General features: G+C 44.1%; 17 protein-coding genes and 4 tRNA genes. 11 read left to right on the forward strand and 10 right to left on the reverse strand.

Annotation, left to right across the window (positions count from 1 at the left end; all coding sequences use genetic code 11):
- Positions 1-28: 28 nt before the first annotated feature.
- The 5 genes from N4A56_RS08090 to N4A56_RS08110 all read right to left on the reverse strand — a co-directional run bounded on the left by N4A56_RS08090 (position 29) and on the right by N4A56_RS08110 (position 5,426).
- Positions 29-565: an Rrf2 family transcriptional regulator gene (locus tag N4A56_RS08090; RefSeq protein WP_293668369.1), complete on the reverse strand. Its 537-nt coding sequence runs from the start codon at positions 563-565 to the stop codon at positions 29-31.
- A gap of 680 nt (positions 566-1,245) precedes the next feature.
- On the reverse strand, positions 1,246-1,494 hold the full coding sequence (locus N4A56_RS08095) for a hypothetical protein (protein ID WP_293668368.1): 249 nt from the start codon (positions 1,492-1,494) through the stop codon (positions 1,246-1,248).
- A 383-nt stretch (positions 1,495-1,877) separates the two neighbouring features.
- Positions 1,878-4,364: an ATP-binding protein gene (locus tag N4A56_RS08100; protein ID WP_295546397.1), complete on the reverse strand. Its 2,487-nt coding sequence runs from the start codon at positions 4,362-4,364 to the stop codon at positions 1,878-1,880.
- 9 nt (positions 4,365-4,373) lie between these two features.
- Positions 4,374-4,805 carry an Hsp20/alpha crystallin family protein gene (locus N4A56_RS08105; protein ID WP_293668365.1) on the reverse strand — a complete coding sequence of 144 codons (432 nt, stop codon included), beginning with the start codon at positions 4,803-4,805 and terminating at the stop codon, positions 4,374-4,376.
- A 339-nt stretch (positions 4,806-5,144) separates the two neighbouring features.
- Positions 5,145-5,426 (reverse strand): peptidylprolyl isomerase, encoded by a 282-nt coding sequence (locus tag N4A56_RS08110; protein ID WP_293668364.1) that lies wholly within the window; start codon positions 5,424-5,426, stop codon positions 5,145-5,147.
- Positions 5,427-5,740: 314 nt separating this feature from the next.
- Between N4A56_RS08110 and N4A56_RS08115 the strand changes: the two genes are divergently transcribed.
- The 4 genes from N4A56_RS08115 (at position 5,741) to argB (ending at position 11,347) form a co-directional block, all read left to right on the forward strand.
- Entirely contained in the window at positions 5,741-7,207 is a 1,467-nt protein-coding gene (locus N4A56_RS08115) for a 30S ribosomal protein S1 (RefSeq protein ID WP_293668362.1), read from the forward strand.
- A 220-nt stretch (positions 7,208-7,427) separates the two neighbouring features.
- Positions 7,428-8,873: a DegQ family serine endoprotease gene (locus tag N4A56_RS08120; protein ID WP_295546400.1), complete on the forward strand. Its 1,446-nt coding sequence runs from the start codon at positions 7,428-7,430 to the stop codon at positions 8,871-8,873.
- Positions 8,874-9,055: 182 nt separating this feature from the next.
- Positions 9,056-10,414: an ATP-dependent protease ATPase subunit HslU gene (hslU, locus tag N4A56_RS08125; protein ID WP_293668359.1), complete on the forward strand. Its 1,359-nt coding sequence runs from the start codon at positions 9,056-9,058 to the stop codon at positions 10,412-10,414.
- Between the two features lie 39 nt (positions 10,415-10,453).
- Positions 10,454-11,347: an acetylglutamate kinase gene (argB, locus tag N4A56_RS08130; RefSeq protein WP_293668358.1), complete on the forward strand. Its 894-nt coding sequence runs from the start codon at positions 10,454-10,456 to the stop codon at positions 11,345-11,347.
- Between the two features lie 153 nt (positions 11,348-11,500).
- On the opposite strand, the gene N4A56_RS08135 is transcribed toward argB, so the two are convergent.
- From N4A56_RS08135 to N4A56_RS08145, 3 genes are all read right to left on the reverse strand, one after another.
- Positions 11,501-12,352 (reverse strand): 2-oxoacid:ferredoxin oxidoreductase subunit beta, encoded by an 852-nt coding sequence (locus N4A56_RS08135; protein WP_295546403.1) that lies wholly within the window; start codon positions 12,350-12,352, stop codon positions 11,501-11,503.
- Between the two features lie 5 nt (positions 12,353-12,357).
- Positions 12,358-14,046: a 2-oxoacid:acceptor oxidoreductase subunit alpha gene (locus N4A56_RS08140; RefSeq protein WP_295546406.1), complete on the reverse strand. Its 1,689-nt coding sequence runs from the start codon at positions 14,044-14,046 to the stop codon at positions 12,358-12,360.
- Positions 14,047-14,257: 211 nt separating this feature from the next.
- Entirely contained in the window at positions 14,258-14,605 is a 348-nt protein-coding gene (locus tag N4A56_RS08145; protein WP_293668353.1) for a helix-turn-helix domain-containing protein, read from the reverse strand.
- Positions 14,606-15,042: 437 nt separating this feature from the next.
- On the opposite strand from N4A56_RS08145, the gene N4A56_RS08150 reads away from it, so the two are divergent.
- Positions 15,043-16,194, forward strand: coding sequence for an iron-containing alcohol dehydrogenase (locus N4A56_RS08150; RefSeq protein ID WP_295546410.1), 1,152 nt, complete (start codon positions 15,043-15,045; stop codon positions 16,192-16,194).
- A gap of 78 nt (positions 16,195-16,272) precedes the next feature.
- Here N4A56_RS08150 and N4A56_RS08155 read toward each other — a convergent pair whose 3' ends face one another.
- A complete protein-coding gene (locus tag N4A56_RS08155; protein ID WP_293668350.1) occupies positions 16,273-16,779 on the reverse strand; it encodes a ferritin in 507 nt (168 codons plus the stop codon).
- Between the two features lie 260 nt (positions 16,780-17,039).
- On the opposite strand from N4A56_RS08155, the gene N4A56_RS08160 reads away from it, so the two are divergent.
- Entirely contained in the window at positions 17,040-17,249 is a 210-nt protein-coding gene (locus tag N4A56_RS08160; RefSeq protein ID WP_293668348.1) for a dual CXXC motif small (seleno)protein, read from the forward strand.
- On the opposite strand, the gene N4A56_RS08165 is transcribed toward N4A56_RS08160, so the two are convergent.
- Complete coding sequence (locus N4A56_RS08165) at positions 17,246-17,911, reverse strand: phosphoadenosine phosphosulfate reductase family protein (RefSeq protein ID WP_295546414.1); 666 nt, start codon at positions 17,909-17,911, stop codon at positions 17,246-17,248. The two genes, N4A56_RS08160 and N4A56_RS08165, sit on opposite strands and share 4 nt — an antisense overlap.
- A gap of 461 nt (positions 17,912-18,372) precedes the next feature.
- Here N4A56_RS08165 and N4A56_RS08170 point away from each other — a divergent pair.
- The 5 genes from N4A56_RS08170 (at position 18,373) to N4A56_RS08190 (ending at position 22,158) form a co-directional block, all read left to right on the forward strand.
- Positions 18,373-18,449, forward strand: a tRNA-Arg gene (locus N4A56_RS08170).
- A gap of 216 nt (positions 18,450-18,665) precedes the next feature.
- A tRNA-Arg gene (locus tag N4A56_RS08175) sits at positions 18,666-18,742 on the forward strand.
- Positions 18,743-18,847: 105 nt separating this feature from the next.
- A tRNA-Arg gene (locus N4A56_RS08180) sits at positions 18,848-18,924 on the forward strand.
- Between the two features lie 106 nt (positions 18,925-19,030).
- A tRNA-Arg gene (locus N4A56_RS08185) sits at positions 19,031-19,107 on the forward strand.
- Positions 19,108-19,542: 435 nt separating this feature from the next.
- Positions 19,543-22,158: a hypothetical protein gene (locus N4A56_RS08190; protein ID WP_295546415.1), complete on the forward strand. Its 2,616-nt coding sequence runs from the start codon at positions 19,543-19,545 to the stop codon at positions 22,156-22,158.
- Positions 22,159-22,247 lie beyond the last annotated feature (89 nt).

The following is a 22,247-nucleotide window of genomic DNA, read 5'->3' on the forward strand; positions in this document are numbered from 1 at the left end:
GCGCACACCAATCCCTTCCGCAGCCTTGCTAAAAAGAGTCTTCCAATCCAGTCAGTGAGTATTCACGTAGCAGGTTGAGACGCCTTTGCTCGTCGTCCATTGGTGCAATGCCTGAATTTTGTACTGTTCGCACACAGTAGTCGCCAAATTTAACACCTTTTTCAGAATAACTTACCAGCTCTGCAAAGGTAAATTTATCCAAATGAGCATACATAGCGACACTAGCTTCTTTCCAGAGCAGACGGGTAAGGCATCCAGGTGCATCACAGCATGTTGCAGCATCCTCACCACAACCTACTATATCAGTTCCTCCCTCAAGCAATCTGACAACTTCTCCAACGGTTACATCAGCAGGGTCTACTGCCATTCGATGCCCTCCGCTAGGTCCACGTCTTGTCTTCAGGTATCCCCCTGCACGCAACTGCCTTGCAATTTTTTCAAGATACTTTTGAGAAATACCAAGGCGCGCCGAGGACTCTTTCATAAGCACAGGCTTATCCTGACCGTGGGTTGCAATATCGAGCAATAATCTCGTGCCGTATCTACTATTGGTTAATAGCCGCATAACGAACTCCTTATGATAATACCCTACAAAAAAATATATATACCAATTACTAACTCCGACAAAAATCAGTCGGCTAAGTAACTTTATGGGACTATACCCTACCAGAGAGTTTCTAACAACTAATGAATTTTCCAGACTATTTTAATCAACAATAACTTATTTAAACTCATACGATAAATATAACTGTGAGTCAGTTGAGCAACCATATTTTCTTTTTATTCACCTTGAGAATTTGTATACACCTGCTACCTTAAAAAGTGGCAATTGACTCTTGGAGGGATAATGGCACGCTCAAAAAAACATGATTGTAACTGTTGTGTTTACCATAGAGGTAAGTGCACAATAGGTATTACAACAAAGTCCAATGGAACATGTGGCAATTTTATTCCACTTTGTGTTTCCTGCCCATACCCTGACATGTTTTGCGCGACGTGCCGATTGCGACCACAAAATGATTTAAAAGATGAAATATATAGAGATACCGAACTTGGGAATCATATGTATGGTTGTGTGTGGGATTCCACAACATTAGATGAAAACTTCTTCAGTAAAAAAAGTACATGAAAATACAAAAAGTACGTTAATAACGTAAAAAAAGAGCAGATTACAATTGTATCTGCTCTTTTTTTGAAAAAACGCCATACTACAGTTACGCATAGTACAGCTACGATATTCATATGCTATTGTTCTACGACTTTTTCAAGGCTGTGCGCCAATCCCTCCAGCATATTTTGCAAACGCTTTTTCTGGTCAGTCGGAACTTTTTTCCATGCTTCTGCATAGTTAATTTTACACTGCTTATCAGATTCAACATCAATGTAGAGTAAGCCGTTTGTATCTACATTAACCTCAATCCGCTCGCCGCATGTTTTTGTTAACACAATCTCCACACAGTCGACAGCAGTAGCAGGTTTGCCATTGTTGCCCATAACTCACTCGCTCCGTTTGATTTGCCCGAACTCATCCGGTTAGTAAGTAACGCTTAAAAAAATTTTTGTTCTTTATTTGTTGCACGACAAACTGGCTCTTTGCAAAATAAAAAAACGCACTGCGCATTCAAACAATATCCTGCTAAAAGGCTGTTGCTGAAATATTCTTCTTTTTTTCTTTAAAAATTAAACAAAAATTCAAAATATTGCATAAAAAAAGATGTTTCCTTCATTTAAAAAAAACATCTTTTTTACAGAGTTACATTATCCTTACGAACACTTTTTTCGACTAGCGCACTCCACAAACGTGCTACTCAAATTGATAGAAAACCATAGACTTAGTCGCTGATCTATCCTGCGTGCCAGACATCTTAGTAATTACTCTATTCTTCGTCATTACTTTTACTAGAAGACGGTTCGTCGTTATTTGTATCTTTTCCAAAATTACGCAGACCTTCAGCCAGTGATACAAGACGCTCATCCACAAGACCGTAAATAGTGTTCTCGGGATACTGTCCATCTTCGTCTCTGGCTCCCGCCGCAACGCCAGTCAGAATTTCTATGCCCTCATGCACATTCTTTACAGCCCAGATGGCAAACTTACCATCTTCCACTGCGTCTACAACTTCCTGTTTCAGCATTAAGTCCTTTACATTGGATTCAGGAATCATAACCCCCTGATCGCCAGTAAGCCCTTTGGCCTCGCAGACCTTGTAGAAACCCTCTATTTTCTCGTTAACGCCGCCGATAGGCTGAATCTCACCTTTTTGATTCACAGAGCCTGTAACAGCAATAGACTGCTTAATAGGGACGTGTGCAAGACTTGATAGCAATGCATACAATTCAGTTGAAGAAGCAGAGTCACCATCAACTCCACCATAAGACTGTTCGAAAGCAATAGATGCGGCAAGCGTAAGCGGTTTGTCCTGCGCAAAATTTCTTCGCAGATAGCCACTCAATATGAGCATACCTTTATTATGGGTAGGACCCGACATTTTAGCATCACGCTCAATGTTAATTATACCTTCTTTTCCCATAGATGTTGTGCAGGTAATACGCGACGGTTTACCGAACATAATATCGCCTGTGGAGTACACTGCCAGACCGTTAATCTGTCCTATTTCTCCACCGGCTACATCTATGAAGATACTACCGCGGTCTATCATTTCCTGAATTTTTTCTTCGACTAATCCATCTCGATAAATTCGCGCTTCCAATGCTTGCTCAACATGCTCGGCGTCCACAAGCTCTGCACCAACACTATCAGCAAGATAATTAGCCTCTGCCATTATATCACCCATAACAGGGAAAGAGGTACTAAGCTTCTCCTGCCTGCCGCTCTTACGCACACTATGTTCAAGTAATGCTGCGACAGCCTTGTTGCTGAATGGCTTAAGATTTAGCTTATCCACATAGGTGGCAACAAGACGGCAAACTTCATTTACACCTTGATCCGTTTTATTCATGCTTGAATCAAAATCAGCACGCACTTTAAAAATCATCTCAACTTCTGGGTCAAAGTGCTTCAGCAAATGGTATAACTGGGTGGTTGCAAGCACTACAACCTTTACATCCATGGTAATGGCTTCCGGCTTAATTCCAGTCGAAGCCATAAAGGAGTAGGGGTCAAAGGTCTGGATTTCCAATTCAGACGTTTTCAAAGCACGCTTAAGGGTCTGCCATACACCCGGCTCTGCAATAGCATCTAATAGGTTGATAACAAGAAAACCGCCGTTAGCTTTTATGAAGGAACCAGCAGTAATTTTTTGATAATCCGTGCGCCATAGACCTGATCTATCCATAGCTCGCTCAATAGAGCCGAACAAATTTCGATAATTAGGAAAAGATTCTACAATAACGGGAGAACCTTCACTTTCAGCATTATCAACAAGCAGGTTTACACCGTATGGATGCAAAACCGCTTCTGCATTAATAGCAGGAAGCTGCATACCGGGCATTGGTCCCGCTTGAGGCTGCCCTATCATTTTTATTATATCGAGCTGTTCTGACATATTCGCAAGCATGTCACTTATATGCTTAGAAGCTTTTTCGTGCTCTTTCCAAGCATCTGTCAAAGTCATTGCAAGCTCACGAGCAGTATTCATGAACATCAGGCGGTCAACTTCTTCACTCTTAGTCTTCACATCCTTCTGCAACCGACGCACGTCCATGAATATTGTATCAATTTCGTCTTTAAGCTCTTTGTACTTTTCTTGTAAGGCTTCAAACTCTTCCCTAGGGAAACGTCCTTTTTCAACCAGCTCTTCGAGTTTGAGTAAATGGGTAGGCTCACCATCCACCACAGGAACAATATCTGGTCGCTGCACTTGTCCCATTTGCATATTTACAAGTACAAAACCAGCTTCTTTTACTCGTTCCTCCAACCCCTTAAAGAAGTCGCGTGTTTTCTTGTCATGCTCTTCCAGCAAGGCATTTTTGCTGTTTATATATTCCTGACTTTCGAATAACTGCGGAATTTCACGCTTAATATCTTCTAAAAATTCTTCAATATCTTTTTTAAACTTCTGTCCCTGTCCTGCATCAAATGTAAGCAGGATAGGTTCTTCAGGAGTTTTAAAGTTGTTTACGTAGCAAAGATCACTGGGGGTATGGCGCTTGCGCTTAGCGTTGCTAAGCAATTGCCTGACCATACCCATTTTCCCAACATCTGCTGCACCTGTTACAAAAATATTATAGCCCTTCGCGTCTATCCCCATTCCAAAGCGAAATGCTTCAACACCACGAGACTGACCAATGATATCTGTAAGTTGATCTAGATCCGTAGTTTTCGAAAAAGGAAGAGTTGCCGGATCAACTTTCCACCGCAGCTGATCTAAAGGAACCAAATTGCGCTGTTCTATTTCTGTCATGAGTGCCTCCTATTCCTTTTTATCGCCGCTGGTAATTGGAATGGTACGTCTTTCCGGAATATGGCAGCTCGGCAACGAGACTATCAACTTTCCACCCGTAAAGCTGGCTTCCACATCTTCCAATTTCACTTTGCAGGGCAAGCGCATTTGGCTCTCAAAAGAACCGACAGACTCTGCACCTTCGCTATGTTCGGAGTAGGCACACCGTAATGTCAGGTATGCACCATCGATATGTAACTCCAAATTTTCCTTTGTAACACCGGGAAGCTCTGCCTCGATGCGGTATCCTTCATCAGTTTCAACCAGCCGTAATTCTGTGTCCATTAATGGCTGACATACAGAAGGCAATCCGAATTCAGAGCAAATCTGATTAAACATTCGATCACTATCGAGTTTTAGCCGCTGTAGCTGCTGGTTTCTCCATGATTTTAGATTGGACATTGAGACCTCCTGCGCTTGCGCGCGTTCATCGATTACTTCTCGCTCCTATGGTTGTACCCCAACACACTTTTTGTAGATATGATTCTAGTCTGTTATACAATGTCACTGGCTTCAAAATAAATACGCCCCTCACAAAAGGGACGTATCTAGGCATACCATGTGCGGGGGGGAACGCAAGACAACTAGCCACAATACCCCGCTTGTACATGCTATACAAAACATACAAAAAACCCCGTTATGCGGCTTGGCATAACAGGGCAAAAATACACAAGATAATCAAATCAAACTATCTTGTATCGTGCGATACACAATGTACCGCTTACTTTTTTACTAAGGCAGTTAGTCCTGACGTTCTGTAACTTCCACAAGGTGGTAGCCAAATTGAGTCTGAACAGGACCGTGTACAACGCCTACTGCTTCATTAAAACACACTGTGTCAAATTCCGGTACCATCTGACCAGGGAAGAATTCCCCGAGTTCTCCGCCACGGCGTCCAGATGGGCACTTAGAGTACTCTTTCGCAATTGCAGCGAAATCTTCACCGCCTGCGATGCGTGCCTTAAGTTCGTTACAAGTATCCTCAGAATCAACGAGAATATGACGTGCTTTAGCTTTTGCCATGGTAAAACTCCTAATGTATGATATAAGAAGACATATAATGCCAGATGATACAAAATGAATCAACTTAGTAAATAATCACCTTCTCTCTATACAGCTTCACAGAAAAAAAATTAGATTTCATGGGGAGTTGCCCATATTGAATTATTCGTCATAAGGTGAATATTTTCAGCGTAAAAACATTGTGCGGTTGTTTTTGCGTAGAATTTAGTGGCGTTCTTTACGTTTTCGCACTTGTATATAAAACAAATGAACGATATAGCGCCCAAAGCGTATTGTGCATCAACCATCTAACCCCCTCTTTCAAGGAGAACTGGATGACCGGTTCCGAAGATAGCCGTCAGAACGGCACCATGGAAAATTTTGAAGAAATGCTGGAAGCATACACAGGCGCTGACAAAGCTCTGTCAGTTGGCGACAAAGTTTCCGGCCCAATCATCGGCATGTCCGGCGACAACCTTTTTGTTGATGTTGGAGCAAAAATTGACGGTCTTGCTGATCGTACAGAGTTCCTTAACGACGAAGGTGAACTTACCGTTGCTGAAGGCGACACAGTAGAACTTTTTGTTACTGCTGTTAAACCAGATGCAATTCATCTTTCTAAAGCTGTCAGCGGTCCTGCTGGTGCAGCAATGCTCGAAGAAGCATTCAACACAAAACTTCCTGTTGAAGGTAAAGTTCTTGCCACCCGTAAAGGCGGCTTTGATGTTGAAGTATCTAAACGTCGAGTATTCTGTCCAGTAAGCCAGATCGACACCCGCTTTGTTGAAAACGCTGAAGAGTATGTTGGTAAAACATTCTCCTTTGCCATCATCAAATTTGAACAGCGTGGTCGTAACATCGTTGTTTCCCGCCGTGCCCTGCTCGAACAAGAACAGCAAGCAGCTCGTGATGAATTCCTGAAAAATGTTAAAGAAGGCGATCTCGTTGATGTTACCATCACACGCCTGACTAACTTTGGCGCATTTGCAGAACTTGCTGCGGGCGTAGAAGGTCTTATTCACGTTTCCGAACTGTCTTGGACACGCATTGCTCAAGCTGACGAAGCTGTTTCCGTAGGCGACAAACTGCGCGTTAAACTGCTCGGCATTGAAACCGATAAAAAAGGTCAGCTGCGTATTTCCCTTTCTGCTAAACAGGTTCAGGAAAATCCTTGGAACCGCGTTGAAACAGAACTTACCGCTGGTGAAGTGCGCGAAGGTAAAGTTGTTCGCCTCACACCATTTGGCGCTTTTGTCGAAGTACTTCCGGGTATCGATGGCTTGGTGCACATTTCAGAAATGTCCTACACCAAGCGCGTTCATAAAGCAGAAGACGTTGTATCCGTTGGCGATACCGTTTCTGTTAAAATTAAGTCTATCGACTTGAGCGCTCGTCGTATTTCCCTCAGCATGCGTGATGCTGAAGGTGACCCATGGGCAGACGTTGAAGAACGCTTCCCAGCTGGTACCACAGTTGAAGGCACTGTAGAGTCTTCCTCTGATTTCGGTCTGTTTATTAACATTGCTCCGGGCGTTACCGGTCTTATGCCGAAATCTCTGATGGCAAAAGCTGATAAAGCAGCAAACCTTGATGCACTTAAGTCCGGTGACAAGGTAGAAGTAACCGTATCTCAGCTCCGCACTGCTGAACGCAAAGTTACTCTTGCTCCTAAAGGCGTTTCTGCCTCTGAAGACACTTCCTGGAAAGCGCATCGCAAAACACAGACTGCAAAGTCAGAACCACAGAGCAACTTCGGTTCTTTAGGTTCCCTGTTGCAGGACGCGCTCAACAAGAAAAAATAATCTGTTGATGCACATACCGATTACGAAAAAGGATCAGCTCAGGCTGATCCTTTTTTTATTGCATTTTTTTACCCCCAGCCTTCTCTCCTATAAAAAATATCCAACCTTAATATTTTTTTTGGTTTACAATGACAAAATAGAGATTATGTACAAGGTCAGTGTGTATTACGCACACTATTGGATAGAGTGCCCACCTGAGCATTTTAGGAGATTTTGAACAATGATACTTCGTAAAAGACTACTGTTATTACCTATTACTGTATTAATCCTTACTCTGACAGCTCTCCCTGCTATGGCGGACTTACCTAACTTTACCGAGTTAGCAAAAAAAGCAGGTCCTGCTGTTGTTAACATCAGTACCCAAAAGAAAGTACAAGTTTCCCCTAACAACCCTCAAGGGTTGGATAACTTCTTCAAGCAAAACCCGCGCACCCCTTTTGACGATTTCTTCAAACAATTTGAGCGCTACTTTAGAGACAGACGTCCACGTGCCGAAACTGAACGTTCTCTCGGCTCCGGTTTTATTGTCTCCCCCGACGGCTTCATTGCTACAAACAACCATGTTGTAGAAGGGGCTGATGAAATCAAAGTCAATATTCTGGATGAAAAAGGGAAATACCAGTCATACGATGCCAAGATTATCGGGACAGACCCGTTAACAGACCTTGCCCTTCTAAAAATTAAAGCAAAACGGGAGCTCCCGACTCTTGAACTTGCTGATTTTTCCAAGGTAGAAGTTGGGCAATGGGTACTCGCCATCGGAAACCCATTTGGGCTGGACCATACCGTAACGAGCGGCATTGTGAGTGCCCTCGGCAGAAACATCAGTAACAACCCGTACGACAACTTTTTGCAAACAGATGCATCCATCAACCCGGGTAACTCTGGTGGACCATTACTTAACCTTGATGGTGAAGTAATCGGCATAAACACTGCGATCATCGCACGCGGTCAAGGCATTGGCTTTGCCATCCCAAGCTCGACAATAAAAGATATTATTAACAAATTAAAAACCGACAAAAAAATTCGTCGCGGCTGGATTGGTGTTTCTGTTACCAATGTAGATCCGAATATGGCGCAAGCTCTCGGGCTTAAAAATACTGAGGGTGCATTTGTCGCACAAGTCGTTCCGGGACAGCCCGCCGCAACGGCTGGTCTCCTAGAAGGGGATATTATCACCAAGGTGAATGACGAGCCTATCGCTGATACCTCAGAACTTATTCGCAAAGTTTCAGCTCTTAAACCTGGTAGTACTGCTAAGTTCACTCTGTACCGCAAAGATAAGCTCATAACAGTTGATGTTAAACTGGGTGAACGCGATTCTGCACAGAAAAAAGAACCAACCCAGCAAGAACCAAAATCAGGTGAAAGTGACATTGAAGCACTAGGTCTGACACTCACTCCGTTGAGTGTAAAAGAAGCACAGGCTCTCGGACTGAAAGACATTCGCGGGCTGCTTATCACCAATGTGCTTGATGCAAGCATTGCAGCACAAGCTGATTTACGTCCGGGTGATGTGATACTTGAAGCAAACCTGACACCGGTAAATACCGTAAAAGAGTTTATAAACATTCTTAAAACGCAAGGCGAAAAACGAGGTGCAATGTTCCTCAAAATAGTTCGCCAGCAACAAACAATGTTTAGAACAATGACTCTGGAAAAATAGACGCCGAATATACACAAGGGCACCATTCCGGTGCCCTTTTTTGTTTTATTACTCAAACTGCTCCACATATGCCCATACACTGCTGGGTAAATAAGAGCTGTGTTTAATTTAGGATTGGCAATTACTCGGCTGCTTGTTACTGTAGCCCGTTATTGCACACATACTTATCAGGAGATTATAACGTGCTTACACCACGTGAAATTGTATCCGAACTGGATAAATACATTATTGGTCAACATGGTGCTAAACGTATGGTTGCTGTTGCCATGCGTAACCGCTGGCGACGTCAGCAGATTGATCCGTCCTTACGCGACGAAATTGCACCTAAAAATATTATTATGATGGGACCTACTGGCGTTGGTAAAACAGAAATCGCACGCCGCCTTGCTAAACTTTCTGCTTCCCCATTTGTAAAAGTTGAAGCAACCAAGTTTACAGAAGTAGGTTATGTGGGTCGTGACGTTGAATCCATGGTTCGCGATCTGATGGAATTGAGTGTTGCTCTTGTTCGCGATGAAGAAACAACACGCGTTCGCGCACAAGCAGAAAACAATGCAGAAGAACGTCTTCTCGATTTACTGCTGCCAGGCTCTGCACCAAGCCCAATGGCTGAGCCTGTTACAACATTTGATGTTCCGCCAGCGCAAGAGCCTGATCGAAGTAATTCTACCCGCGAAAAAATGCGAAAAATGTTCCGTGAAGGAAAACTTGATGACCGCGAAGTAGAAATGGAGCTTGAAATTGCTCCACAGGGCATCGAAGTTATGGCTATGCCGGGCATGGAAGACATGGGCAGCCAGTTCAAAGATCTTTTCAGCAAAGCATTTCCTTCCAAGAAAAAGAAAAAGCGTATGAAGATTGGTGACGCTCTTCCTTTACTTATTGAAGAAGAAGCAGCCCGCCTTGTTGATGAAGAAAAAGTCACAGAACTGGCAAAAGATCGTGTTGAACAATCCGGTATTATCTTCATCGATGAAATTGATAAAGTTGCAAGTTCACAGCATGGAGGCAAATCCGCAGACATCTCCCGCGAGGGTGTGCAGCGCGACTTGCTCCCTATTGTAGAAGGCAGCGTTGTTAATACTAAGTACGGTATGGTAAAAACAGACCACATTCTGTTTATTGGTGCTGGTGCATTCCACCATTCAAAACCATCCGATCTTATTCCAGAATTACAGGGTCGTTTTCCACTGCGCGCAGAATTAACAGCGCTCGGCAAAGACGAATTCCTGCGTATTCTTAAAGAGCCGCGCAATGCTCTTACAGTCCAGTACTCAGCACTTCTTGCAACTGAAGGTGTGACCATTACTTTTGCAGAAGACGGGTTAGACGAAATTGCAGCGTTTGCAGAGATGACAAACCAAGAAACAGAAAATATCGGGGCACGCCGTCTCTACACCATCATGGAAAAAATTCTGAGCGACATCTCTTTTGAAGCGCCAGATCGTTCCGGTGAAGAAATTGTGATTGACCGCGCATTTGTAGAACAGCACTTAGAAGATGTTCGCGAGGATAGAGACCTGAGCCGTTACATCCTCTAATATACCAACGGGGGAATCCCCCGCAGCAGGACTACGTACATGAAAGACTACGCTAAAGCACAGCTTACATCACGCATTCTTATTGAATCTCTTCCATATATTAAGCACTTTCACGGTGAAATTGTTGTCATCAAATATGGTGGTCACGCAATGAAGGACGAAGAGCTTGGTCGTGCATTTGCTCAGAACATTGCTCTTTTAAAGTACGTAGGGTTAAAACCGATAATCGTACACGGCGGTGGTCCCCAGATTGGTAAAATGCTTGACGCTCTTAACATTACCTGCCAGTTCCGCGAAGGACAGCGAGTCACCGATGAAGCAACTATGGATGTTGTAGAAATGGTGCTTGTGGGTAAAGTTAATAAAGAGATTGTTAACAAGCTTAATCTGGCTGACTGCAAAGCCGTAGGACTTTCCGGCAAAGATGGAACTCTATTACGTGCCCGCAAATTACAGATGGTCGTTGATACAAACGACAAGGCACCAGAGATCATTGATCTGGGAAAAGTTGGAGAGGTTATTGGCGTAGAATCAGGGCTGCTTCAAGGATTGCTTTCACAGGGCTATACACCGGTCATAGCTCCTGTAGGCGTCGATGTTGAAGGGAATACCTACAATATTAATGCAGATTCCGTTGCAGGCGCTGTTGCAGGCGCATTGCGCGCGAAGCGCCTTTTGCTACTCACAGATGTAGCAGGAATTCTTGATGCAGATAAAAACCTGCTGGAAGAACTAACAATTAAAGAAACACTTGAACTATTCGATGATGGCACACTGCAAGGCGGCATGATTCCAAAAGTCAAATGCTGTCTGGAAGCGATTGGCGAAGGTGTTGGACGAGCAACCATCCTTGATGGTCGAGTTGAAAACTCTGTGCTTCTGGAACTGTTCACCGACAGCGGCATTGGCACACAGATTCTAGGGAATCGCTAGCACAAAACGTTTCAACATCTCTATGCCACTAGGTCATACGACCTAAGCCAGTTAAAGAAAACGTACCAACGTTTCTTCATAAATAGAACAGAAAGGCTGCTCTCCACATGGAAAGCAGCCTTTCTTTGTCTCAATAAAAAACTACGCAAACTGTTAGCAGTACTTTTTCACTACTTTTTTAAACGCGATGCTATCCACCTTTTCTGTACCAAGGGGATATACCAACTCTTTTGGGAGATGCCCGCCATATGCCGGACGATCGTTCGTAAATAATACACCGATTGGAATTTTGTCACCAAATTCATTTGCTTTTTGAATTGCAGCATCCCAACTGGTAGGGTCATGGTCTTCGCCCAGCTCGTAACACCGTTTTTTATACCACCCAAACGTATTTACCTTATTGAATGATACACAAGGCTGGAACACATCAACAAGAGCAAACCCAGGATGTTTTACGGCAGCTTTCAGTGTTTCCACCAAATGCGGTATATTGCCGGAAAAAGAACGAGCAACAAAGTTTGCGCGCATAGAGATAGCCACTTCTACAGGATTGAATGGAGCATTAGTGACTCCCATCGGCTGGGTTTTAGTAATCTGCCCCTCAAGGGTTGTTGGACTGGCTTGCCCCTTAGTCAATCCGTATACCTGATTATCATGAACCAAAGCCACCATATCAACATTACGACGAATGGCTGCTAGAAAATGATTCCCACCTTCCCCGTACATACACCCATCGCCGCTTGGAGCAATAACGGTTAATTCTGGATTCACTATTTTAACAGCTTGCGCTGGTGGAAGCGCCCTGCCATGCAGTCCGTTAAAACCATTGGCTGTAATATAATGTGGAATTTTAGCAGCCTGACCAATACCGGAAATAATAGCCGCTTTATGCGGAGGAATATCAAGTTCAGCCAAAGTTTGCTTGAGTGCTTTCAGTATGTCGAAGTTACCACAACCGGGGCACCATGCTTCATTGTAATGACCATAATCGTTAATATCTCGCATTGCGCCTACTCCTCATACATCTTATCAATAATGTGACCTGCGGTTATCGGGCGTCCGTCATACCTGCTGATAATTTTCTCAATCGGGATACAAGTAAGTCCCTTTAATAGCCAAGCAAACTGTGCATTGGAATTTCCTTCGATACACACGCGCTTCTTGGCATTATTCAGATAATGCGAGAACTGCATTGTGTCGAGCGGCCAAACCTGAGAAAAACTTATTACAGCAACATCTTCACCACGCTCTGTCATAACCGCGGCTGCTTCGCGAACAGCACCTTCGACTGACCCCCAGCAAATAAGCAACGTATCGGGATGTTCCCCCCCATAATAACGAGGGGGGATAACTTCGTTGCGTATGCTGTTTTCTTTCAAGAGCATTTTTTCTACCATAACATTACGCAGCTGCTTATCTTCGGTGATATTGCCACGCTCATTATGTGCATGACTATCGGCAAGGACGATTGATTTACCCATACCCGGTAAACGCCTTGGCGAAACACCATCCTTTGTCAGCAGATACCGCTTGTAGGCTTCAGGATGCTCATCTGAATAGTCTGGAGTATGCACCTGACACAATTGGTGCATGTCGTATGTATCCACACTTTGCAGAGCATCAGCGAGAAACTGGTCCGTCAAAATAATTACCGGTGTCTGATATTTTTCGGAGTAACAGATAGCTTTATGCCCAATCTCAAAACACTCTTCTACGGAGCTTGGTGCATAGATAATTCTTGGAAACTCGCCATGTCCGCCAAACATAGCAAAAAGCAAGTCTCCTTGCTCCGTGCGTGTCGGCATACCAGTTGCTGGTCCCGGACGTTGCGCAAGAACGACAACGACTGGCTGTTCCATAATACCAGCGAGGCTGACAGCTTCTGTCATTAAAGCAAAACCACCGCCTGATGTAGGAACAATAGAAGGCGCACCCGCATATGAAGCTCCCAGCGCCATATTTAAAGCAGCAATTTCATCCTCAACCTGCTCTACCACTACACCCATTTCTTTCGAATGGTTAATAAGAGTCTGAGCAACAGAAGACCCCGGTGTCATAGGATAAAATGAACAGAACTTAACACCAGCAGCAAGCGCACCCAACGCTATACTTGTATTGCCGTTAACCAGCATTCGATCTTGATGAGCATACATTTCCGGAAGCCGTGAACACTTGTCTGCAACTTGCTGACTCCATTCATATGCGCCTTGCAATGTTGCAATATTATCCTCAATAACTTTCTCACCTTTCGGTGCAAATCGTTCGGATAAAAGCTGCTTCGGCAATGCACTATCTAACCCAAGCAGCGCGCATAGCACTCCGAGGGCAACAACATTTTCATATAGTGGTTTAGGCGCAAGTTCAGCAAAGGGTATGCTGACGCATTGCTTGCCCATTGCATTCAACTTATCACTTAAAATAACAGTTCCGTCTTCATGCAGCATTTCGAAATGCTGAGAAACAGCGTCCTGATCGAATGCAAACAAAATGTCACAGGTATCAGAAGAAGAATATTGTGGTTGATCGCTTATGCGTAGTCGAAAAGAATTATGTCCACCACGAATACGGGACATGTAGTATTGAGTTGCAAAAATTTCATACCCTGCACCAGTTAACACCTTACTCAACAACTCACCAACGGTTACCAGTCCCTGACCAGCAGCACCGGCGATAATTATAGTTCTGTCAAATGTAGCCACAAAACCTCCAATAAAAGAAAAACTGAGGTTGTAGGAAAGTTACATGTAACACTATCAGATAACTGACTCTGACAAAAGTTCTTCTAACAATATCTGTTTGTTATGACTTACCGATTAATACAGCATAACTTTTCCATCAAACTGTAGATACCCCTTTCAACTACTCTCTGGTCAACATTTTTTCACTTTCAATTCTACTAATTGCTACAGCTTATGCATCTCGATTCTGAAGATATTCAACAGCCCAATCATTCAAGCTATCAAACGAAGGAATAAGTTTTTTTCCAATTTCCGTCAGAGAATATTCAACGACAGGGGGAACTTCTGGATACGCTGTCCGATTAATTATACCATTTTTTTCCAGACTTCTAAGCTGCTGCGTGAGCATTTTTTGTGTAATTTTAGGCATTAGTTTACGCAGCTGCCCAAAGCGTTTTTCTCCCTTTGCAAGATTCCAAATTATTTGCGGCACCCATTTGCCTGAAAGAATTTCAAATGCAACTTCAAGCTCATATGTATAACTGCTGCAACTAACTTTATTTGTTCTATCTTCTGGCATTCAAGTCACCCTATATCTGGCTATTATATCACACAAACACCAATTACTATTGGGTATGCAATTACGTTTTTCTACTCGCTTTATGCGAATCTGCACTCGCATAAGCACACATCTATACCATTTTAAACAAAAATTGGACACCCCCGGTACAGCCTTTACGGGTAGTTACTTTTTGTAAACCAGTAACCAATTCTACACTACTGTACCGAAAAGTGCGTACTTTACAGGTTAATTGAAATATTGTTTATACATTCTCGTCTGTGAATCCAACACAGAAAATTAATGTTGTGGTCGTCGCACAATTTTTGTTTTGCAATACTAAATCAGCAAGATTCTAACTATACACTGCAAGTTACCACTCTTTATTATTACAAAGCAGCCCCTGACCTATTAATTGTGTCGACACAGTATATATTTAACCTTCTGGAGTACTATATATGGCTCGTTTTACTATCCCAAGAGATGTTTATTTTGGCGAAAACACAATCGAAGAATTAAAAAACCTGCAAGGGCAAAAGGCTGTTCTGGTTATTAGCGGTGGCTCTATTAAGAGAAACGGTGGACTTGCTAAAATCGAAGGCTACCTTGCTGAGGCAGGAATTGAGACCCGTTTGTTTGAAGGCGTGGAAGCAGACCCTTCTGACACTACTGTCATGAAAGGGGTAGCTCTGATGAATGAATTCCAGCCAGACCTTATTATCGGAATCGGCGGTGGTTCACCAATTGATGCAGCAAAAGCCATGTGGATTTTCTACGAAAACCCTGACTTCACTTTCGAGCAGGCTGCAATTCCTTTCAACCTTCCGCAACTTCGTAAAAAAGCACGATTTGTTGCTATTCCGACAACAAGCGGCACAGGTACAGAGGTGACTTCCTTCTCAATTATCACGAGTGAGAATACCGAACTTAAATACCCTATTGCCGACTTCAATATTACGCCGGATCTGGCTATTGTTGATACAAATCTGGCGCAGACCATGCCAGCACACCTTGTCGCCCACACAGGTATGGATGCCCTTACGCACTCTTTAGAAGCATATGTATCAATTATGGCTAATGAATTAACTGATGCACTTGCTATGAAATCTATTGAAATGATTCAGGAGTATCTTGTTGCTTCATACAACGGAGACACAAACGCTCGCTCTAAAATGCATCTTTCCCAATGTCTTGCGGGGATGTCTTTTTCAAATGCTATTTTAGGCATTGTGCACAGCATGGCGCATAAAACAGGCAGAATGTTCAGCATTCCACACGGCTGTGCCAATGCAATATACCTCCCTGCTGCGATTCGTTTTAACGCAGTAGAAGCAGGCGAAAAGTATGCAGACATCGCAGCCCGCCTCAACCTTAAAGGCACAACCACTGAAGAGCGTGTAGAGGCTCTTATCAGGTTCGTTGAAGAGCTGAACCGCGCACTTAACATCCCAACCTCTCTTCAAGAGTTTGGCGTACCGGAATCTACTTTCCTTGAAAATCTGGACATAATCGCAGAAGGAGCCGTCGGCGATCCGTGCACCAGCACAAACCCTCGACCAATCTCAGTGGCACAAATGAAAGATCTCTTCTTGGAGGTTTACTACGGCTAACACCCTTGCATCTTCTCTCTAACAATAAAAAAGTCCCCGCAACACAAGATGTTGCGGGGACTTTTTGACTGGAAAAAATTATTTTACTGGCGGAGTAAAAACACGTTGTCCAAGTTCAGAGTCAAGCATCAGCATTCCCTGACCTTCGCCACCGATCATTTTAAGCTTGCCAAGAACATCATTAACAGAATCTTCTTCCTCAACCTGTTCAGAAACAAACCACTGGAGGAAAATATTTGTTGCATGGTCACGCTCATCAATAGCAAGATTAACAAGGTCATTGATGCGGGATGTCACAAGCTGCTCGTGTGCAAGTGTTTCTTCAAAAACTGCAATTGTACCAGCCCAATCATGCTCTGGAGCTTCAATTGGCTGAAGAATTACACGTCCGCCACGCTCATTGATGTAATCATAAAATTTAGTAGCATGAAAAAGTTCTTCCTGAGCCTGTGCACGCATCCATTGTGCAAAGCCACCCATACCTTTGTCAGCAAAGTAAGCGGACATGGAAAGGTACAGGTAACTGGAGAACATTTCCCATTTCACTTGATCATTTAATGCTTGGTTCATTTTTTCAGACAACATCAAAAGTCTCCTTATAATACTAGATAATGCACGGAATCGTATACTAACAAGCCTGTCCGGTGTGCAAATCAGGCTGTCATTTAAGGCTGCCAGACAATTTCTTTGGCATGTTGAGGTATAAAAAGCAACCAACGGAACACCACATATGCCTCAGTGACAAAAGTAATTTGCAGTGAAAAACATAATACTGTATCAGCGTATTTCGCAAACAAACATTAACATCAGACTGCATTGTATGCGTAGTCTGAAGGGAGCTTTATATGTGGGGTTCTTCAAGCTGGAAGCGAAGTGCTGAAACAACCATTCCATGTAAAGAATGCAAAAAGCCTCTTACCGTAAAACGCAGCTGCCAGCATGTGTACATGGAGTGTAGCCACTGTAAGAAAAAAAGCGACATTTCATTATATCTGCAAGAAATGGATGACGCGTTAGAAGCGTTCATGGAAGGCGTTTACTGCGACAGGATTTAAAAATATCCGAGGCTTCGCAGCATATCCATTTTAGCTTCTTTATCACCATCACGACCGGAACGCTCTTCACCGCCGTCACATGGCTTGGTGCATGGCACGCAGCCTAAAGAACGGTATCCGGAATCATACAGCGGGCAGTATGGCAAGTTAAATTGCATTGTATATGCCCAAATATCCATTTCAGTAAAATTCAACACTGGATGCATCATAAGGCAGGCTGGCCGATCTCTTTGCTCACGCAACGGACGGTCCCTGTCTGGATGTTCATCTTTGCGGATTCCCGTCAATAAAACTTCTATATCCTGCTGCTTAACCCCTCTGCTCAGGGGTTCAATTTTAAGGTCTGCACAGCAAGTAATTTTATCCTGCGCTATCGGATACTGTGACATATCCACTTCAGGACGCACAATGGTAAGGTCAATACCCCAATCCTGCGTCAACGTGTCCCGATGGTGCAATACTTCAGGAAATTTGCATCCTGTGTCAATATTAAGCGCAGTCACACACTCAACGCCCATTTCTGCTAAAATATTCTTCCACATATGCAGTGTTACGGTAGAGTCTTTACCGCCTGTCCACGCAACGGAAATATTGTCTGCACCATATTCCGCAGCTACTTGTCGCAACTCATTTTGAGCAGCTTCTATCTTTCTCTCGAGCATAATATTCTCTAGTTCATAGCCCATAGTAATTTAAAACCAGCGATACACTGTACCATAACTGGCTTTACAATCAAGATGAGATGGTCAGATTAGTCGCAAGCAGACCTGAAAATTAATCGATTTATTATCAAACAGTTATATACATGAGCACACATAACATGTCTGCATGATGATGAAGCGGTCTGTTGTATTTATGTGCTGATAATTCATTCTGTACCAAGCAAATTGCGTACAGACACAGCAAACACAGTGTTCCCCTACTCACTTATGCCAGCGTAGGCAATAGACAAAAAAGGCAAAAATAGAATCATACATAGAACCAGCCAGCACGTATTCATTATATACGCACACCAAACTGGTTCATTATTCAGAGAACATTCAAGTTTTTTTCAATTTCGGCTTGACTGACTGCACAATGCTGCATATAACCCTCCTCACGTTGTTAGCGACGTACCTAAAGCGGGGATGTAGCTCAGTTGGATAGAGTACCTGGCTACGAACCAGTTGGTCGGGAGTTCGAATCTTCCCATCCCCGCCATAGATCATAAAGCCTGTCAGTTTTGCTGACAGGCGTTTTTCTTCCAAAGAAAAATAGATGTTGCTAATACTACGAGTCAGATTTTTTTGATTAGTTTAAAAAATTGCTTGACGTTGACGAGAGTTGGCAATATACACCCTCTCGCTGTGACACAAGTCGCAATACAAATTTTAGTTAGGTTGTGTTCGTTAAACAAACGCAATCTCAACATCCTGCGGGGATGTAGCTCAGTTGGATAGAGTACCTGGCTACGAACCAGTTGGTCGGGAGTTCGAATCTTCCCATCCCCGCCATTTTGATTTTAAATGTCCGTTAAGGATATTTACACGAGGGTGATACCCTCCCCAAGTAACAACAAAATTGTTACTTATATATATTGTGCGCTCGCACACCTCTGCGGGGATGTAGCTCAGTTGGATAGAGTACCTGGCTACGAACCAGTTGGTCGGGAGTTCGAATCTTCCCATCCCCGCCATTTTGATTTCAAATGTCCGTTAAGGATATTTACACGAGGGTGATACCCTCCCCCAAGTAACAACTAGATTGTTACTTATATATATTGTGCATTTGCACACCTCTGCGGGGATGTAGCTCAGTTGGATAGAGTACCTGGCTACGAACCAGTTGGTCGGGAGTTCGAATCTTCCCATCCCCGCCACGCTTATAAAAGCTGCTAGTTTTCTGACTAGCAGCTTTTTTTGTACCCTACTCCATACTCCCTTGCACCACATCATAGATCAGAGAAAGACACTTACTATATTTTTCTAATGACCACTCTAAAAAAACACCAAACACTTCTGTATGTAGCGCTTTAAAAAACAAATCGGACGTCTACCATACATTGAGCGCCATTTTTCGTGCCTACCCTACACTAGACTTTTATTCCTTTTATTCTGGCCTTTCTAAACAACTCGTCACACGCACCCACCCTAGCCATATGCGTTTTTGCATCTAACGAATTGATGACACCTCTTTTTGATGCACATATTGACACAGGCTGCCTCATATTATACGCGTTTTAATTACATTCAACCAAATATTTTAAATGGTTAGAATAAAAACACAACATAACGAACCATATTCAGGAAAAAACATGGTACACACGAGACAATTTGCAGCCATAGCACTGATGTTCTGCATGCTGCTTACCGCTTGCGGGGGTGGCAGCGGTGGCTCACATAAGCCAGAGCAAACGACAATCACTGGGGCGGTCAGCGCGGCACCTGTAAAAGATGCAGCTATTATGGCGGAGGCAAAATACTTCACCACGCAGGCACAACAGGAGTTTGCGTCGCAAGCCCCTATTGAAGTGGGACGCTCAGATGCTGAGGGCAAAATTGTTTTTAACACAGCTTTGTTCGACAAGCTTGATCGTTCACAGAATGCCATTCTGTATTCTGAAGGCGGGGTACGGTTCAGTTCTGAATTTACCACTGTTCAGGCAATGAAGGACGCCAATGCCCCGGCGCAGACGCATGCCTTCAACGGAAGACTACGCGCTGTGCTGCCGAAGGGGTCCAACGAGGTGTACCTGACCATTCCAAATACACTAGTTGCAGATATGGTTGAGCAAGGCGAACCTTTGGTTGAAGCACAGAAGGTTATCACCAATATTATCCGCAATCAGCTTCGGCTGACTGCGATGAATGATCTGTTTGGCGACCCACTAGCAACGTTGACAGAAACGGAAGTTATCTCTCAGGCTCTGTTACTGACTGCCGGTTTAACGGAAGAAACATTTGCGGCTGCGCCTGTAGTGATAGCCAGCTACACCCCTGATCGGTTTGATCCTACACTGGTTGCCCAACGAGTGAAAAGCGTACTCGGCACCAAGGTCGACGAGGCGGTGCTGAACACGGATGTAATGGTGGACAAGACACCTGTACCGTACCGACTAGGCTACTCTGCTGGGGGCGAGCTTGTTAAGGTTGGCTCCAAGCTGTGTGTGCTTCCTGTAAAAATTTCTGCCAGCAACATGCTCTTCAACGTATGGGCTGACATGAGCGATAAATCCAAGGGCTATTTTATGCTGACTGCTGTCAGCGGCGGCTATCTTTTCTTCGGCGGTAATCCGGTGGAACTAAACAAGCCGTTCAAGGGCAGCACGGCTTTTTCCTGCTCTCCTTCTGCTACGCTGGGCAGCCCAAACAGTGCCGATATTGCAGCATTTACAACTGCATCCTTCACGTTTGCAGCAACGGATGAAAAAGGGAATACGGTTCCTAACGTTAACCCGCTCACCGTAACCATCCGTAAGGCAAGCGATAACGAGTGCATTGTGATAGATTATTCCTTCGCCATTGCAAATGCAAACGCGGCGATTGAATTCAACAATATTATTCCTTCCGGTGCTACAGCACGCGACACCGCGCAGATTAAGGATAATCTGACCCTCAATGAAAAATCTAAATTGCCGCTTACATACACTGCAAGCGTAAACTACATGAACAGCACACCACCGAGCGATGATACTAGCATCAAACTACAGCTTACTGCGCCGCAAGGCTTTGCGTTTGTTCGAGACAGCGGAACACCTGGGTCGTCAACAATCGAACTGCCTGTAAGCCCTATCGCAACGGATGTGTATATGCAGCGCACAACCTCCACGCGGGTGCACCATGTAATCGCCCCAATCACCGCACGCCTGACAAAAAACGGCAAGCTAATTGATGTTTCCGACAACACACAGCGCACATCATTTGGTAGTGCTCCTGCCAACAACACAACTAAAGGTATTGAGCAGCAGTGCGCATTTGCTCCGGAAAATCGCGTCAAAACAATTCGCGATTTCACTATAGTAAAGGAAGGGCGAGCCAAGGTTCAAAGTTACAGCTCCAAACTGAGCATTGATTCACCGTACGGCGATTACACAACGCAAGTGGAAGCCACGTTTACTTCGTGTGCGCTTGAACTTGCTGTGATACGCAACGGTGGTAAGATGACAAAATTAATGGTCAACAATGCTGTTGATGCCCCTGCTGTAAACAGGTTCCATGTGTCTTCTGTACGCAAGAATGATATCTACACAGAAGCCGGAACAGTTTCCGATGGTATTGGTGCTTCCAATGATGATATTGCCCCGATGGAATCGCTCACCCCTGAGCCTGAAGGAAATGTTGCACGACTTGTTTTCAACTTCATGAAATCTACCGGAGTCGCACTGGGCAACTCTGCCCTGTCGTTTCAGAGTATTAACGCCGATGACGACACGTACATCCTGCGTATCTACTCTGATGAAATACTCAACAACATGCCAACGTTCACCGCAGATGAAAAGCAGGCTGCGCTCAGCAAGCTCAACCGCGGGCTAAACATCCTGAGTATGTCACCGGGTGAAATCGTAAGCATGGCAACCACAGCACAGTTGCAGGTTACAAACTCCGGCAGTACAATTATCTACAACCCAATTTCGCAACGTGCCTCGCTCTATGCTGAAACCACGAAGACCAATGAAGCGACAAAGATCATGCTTGAAAAGAACGGAGAATGGCTTTCTACAACAAAAGCTGTAGCCGGAAGCTCCGCGGTCACAACCAGAAGTGACATGCAAGCCACTGAACGCTCTGACGGCAGCGGCTATGATGTTAGCGGACATTTTTCTGCAGTGAGCGGTGGGGCAGGGGTGACCGAATATTCCCTGTACCACACCACAAAAAGCGGAACCGGCATTGGTGCAAAAAAGATCGTACGCGCAGTCTTTGATCAATAAAAAAGCAAAAATGATTCTGTATCTTTTTTTCATAAAACACTTGACGATCAGCGCGTAGGCACATATACATTTTCCCGCGCTGAGGAAAT

It is taken from the genome of Halodesulfovibrio sp., assembly GCF_025210605.1.
GTDB lineage: Bacteria > Desulfobacterota > Desulfovibrionia > Desulfovibrionales > Desulfovibrionaceae > Halodesulfovibrio.